Here is a 3,145-nt window from a genome sequence, read left to right on the forward strand (position 1 = left end):
CATGCCGGCCGACACGTTCCAGTCTGAGTACTTCGGCCCAGATGTCCGCCAGCGCGGTTTCCGTCTCGCCCACCGGCGCTTCGTAACCGCGGCTGCCATAGGCGTCATCTTCCGGCGCCGGCAGCGCTTTCCGGTCCAGCTTGCCGTTGGACGTCAGCGGCAGCGTGTCGAGCTGCACGTAAGCCGCCGGCACCATGTACTCAGGCAGCGAAGCCGACAGCGCTGCGCGCAGCGCTTCGGTGTCGATCTCCGCATCCATCGTCAGGTAGGCGACCAGGCGCTTGTCGCCCGGCTGGTCTTCGCGTGCCAACACGACCGCTTCGCGTACGCCTTCCTGTTCCAGCAGCTTCGCCTCGATCTCGCCCAGTTCGACGCGGAAGCCGCGCAGCTTCACCTGCGTATCGTTTCGTCCCATGAAATCGATGACGCCGTTTGCGTCATAACGGCCGAGGTCGCCGCTCTTGTACATCCGGGCATTCGGTTCACTGCTGAACGGATCGACAACGAAGCGCTCGGCGGTTAAATCTGGCCTGTTCAGGTAGCCGAGGGTCACACCATCGCCGCCGATATAGATCTCGCCCACCGCACCAATGGGGACTGGCTGCAGATAGGAATCAAGGATATAAATCTGCGTATTGGATATTGGACGTCCGATCGGCACACTGCGAGCATCCTCTGCCACCGCCTCTACTTCGTGCGTAGCGGCAAAAACAGTTGTTTCAGTTGGTCCGTAACCATTAATCAGATGATGCGGCGCGCAGTCGCGCAGTACGCGGGCAATTACCCGTGGATCAAGCGCATCGCCGCCGACAATCAGATAACGCAACCGGGGCCATACGTCCGAAAGCGATGCTGCATACTGATTAAAAAGACCTACGCCCATCCACAGGACATTCACGGCGTTCGCCTGCAACGCATGTCCAAATTGCGCCGGTTCCAGCACGTCCTCCTGGTCAATGACTGCGATCGAAGCGCCATTCAGCAGTGCGCCCCATACTTCCAAGGTACTGGCGTCCCATGCCGGATTGGTTGAATAGGCGAATCGGTCTTCCGCACGAAAGTCCCCATATCCGTTGTTCAGGACGACCCGGCCAATCGCCCTGTGGGGTACCACGACTCCTTTGGGATGACCAGTGGAGCCCGACGTGTAGGAAACATGCGCCGGGTTTTCGCTGTCGACGGAAAGTAAAAGGTCGCTCGACGATTGGTCACTCGTGGCGAGTTGGTCCAGATCGACGCGCATCACTCCAGGTGCATCAGAAAGAGCGATTTCAGACTGAGTGATCAGGATCCGAGCTTGGCAATCGTCAATGATGAAATGCTGTCGCGCGTCCGGCGCCCCCGGATCTAGTGTGACGAAGGCGGCTCCGCACTTGACCAGCGCCAGCTGCGCAACGATACATCCGATAGACCGGCGTAGCAGTATGGCAACGCGGTTACTTTCTCCAATTCCCGATGCGCGCAAGTAGCGCGCAAGTCTGTTTGCTTCGGCATTCAAATCGCGGTAAGTAATCTCGCGTCCGCCATGAATCACTGCAACGGCTTTCGGTGACCGTCTGGCATGTTCTTCAACGATTTCGTGAATACACATGTGACGCGGATACGCCGCAGCCGTCGCGTTCCAGGTTGTCAGAATGCGCTCGCGTTCTGCCGCACTCAATATCGAAAGCCGGGGAACGGGCTGCTCGTCTCCGTCCACCATGGCCCTGAGCAGGTTCAGCAGGTAGCTCCTGTGCCTCTCAATTGTCGCGGGGTCGAATAATGCCGCAGCGTACTCGATCCCACCGACAATTGCGCCATTCGTCTCGGAAAGGTTGAGCGTCAGGTCGAATTTGGTGACGGGGTAGGGAGCATCGACCGGTTCAAGCGTGAGATCTCCCAGCTCAAGTTTTCCGCCTTCATTGTTGTGCCAGGCAAAGACGGCTTGGAAGATCGGTGTGTGGGCGCTGCTTCTGGGCGGGTTCAGGATTTCGACGATTTGCTCGAATGGAAGGTCCTGGTGCTGCTGCGCATCCAAAGTCTGCTGCCTGACCTGCTGCAACCAATTCGAGACCGTTGGCTCGCCGGACAACTTCAATCGGATCGCGAGCGTGTTGACGAAAAATCCGATGAGCGGTTCGACTTCGGCACGCGTACGGTTCGCATTCGGAGTCCCGATCACGACGTCGTCTTGACCGGAAAGGCGCGCCAGGACTGCTGCCCATCCGGCCAGCAGTGTCATGAACAGGGTCGTGCCGTGACGCGCGCTCAACGCCTTCAGTTCATCCGTCAGGCTCGCGTCGATAGCCACTTCGGTGAACGCGCTGGCGAAGTCTTGCTGTGCCGGACGTGGGCGGTCGGTCGGTAGCTTCAGCAGTACCGGCCCTCCGGTCAGCGCCTGCTGCCAGTAGCTAGCTTGTGCTTGCAGCATTTCGCCGTCGATCCAGCGTCGTTGCCAAATTGTGTAGTCGGCGTACTGGATCGCCAATGGCGGCAGCGGATCTTCGCGCCCGTCACGATAGGCGTTGTACAACGCACTGAACTCGTTGATCAGAATGCCTTGCGACCAACCGTCGGAGACGATGTGGTGCATCGTTACCAACAGCACGTGGTCGTCGTCAGTCGTTCGGATCAATTGCCCACGCGCCAGCGGGCCGGCTGCCAGATCGAAGGGCGCTCCTGCTTCGGCTTCGGCCAGCGCCTTCAGCGCGGCTTCGATGTCGCTTTCGCTGCGCAGGTCGTGTTCCTGCAATACAAAACCAGTATCGGCAGGCGCAATCCTTTGCATCGGCTGGCCGTGTTCCAGCATGAAGGTGGTGCGTAGTGCTTCATGGCGCGCGACGATACGGTTGAGTGCCCGACGCAAGGTGGCGCGGTCGAGCTTGCCTTGCATGCGCAAGCCCATCGGGATGTGGTAGGCCTGGCTGACGCCGTCCATTTGGGCCAGGAACCACAGACGCTGCTGCGCATACGAGAGCGGCAGCGGCTCGTCCCGGGAAGCCAGCGTGATGGCCGGCAAGTTGCTTTTGGCAGCCTGTCCGACGGCGCTAGCCAGCGCACTCAGGCTGGGATGGGAGAACATTTGGTCCACGCCCAGTTCCACCTCCAACGTCTGCCGCACGCGCGAAGTGACCTTCACCGCCAGCAGAGAGTGGCCGCCCAGATC

1 protein-coding gene is annotated in these 3,145 nt (G+C 59.9%); it reads right to left on the reverse strand.

The genetic code is table 11. The annotated features are described in order from the left end of the window. The coding region (locus tag V7080_RS24945) for a non-ribosomal peptide synthetase (protein WP_334191072.1) at positions 1 to 3,145 on the reverse strand (3,145 nt) is incomplete at both ends.

It is taken from the genome of Noviherbaspirillum sp. (genome assembly GCF_036846085.1).
Classification (GTDB): Bacteria; Pseudomonadota; Gammaproteobacteria; order Burkholderiales; family Burkholderiaceae_D; genus Noviherbaspirillum.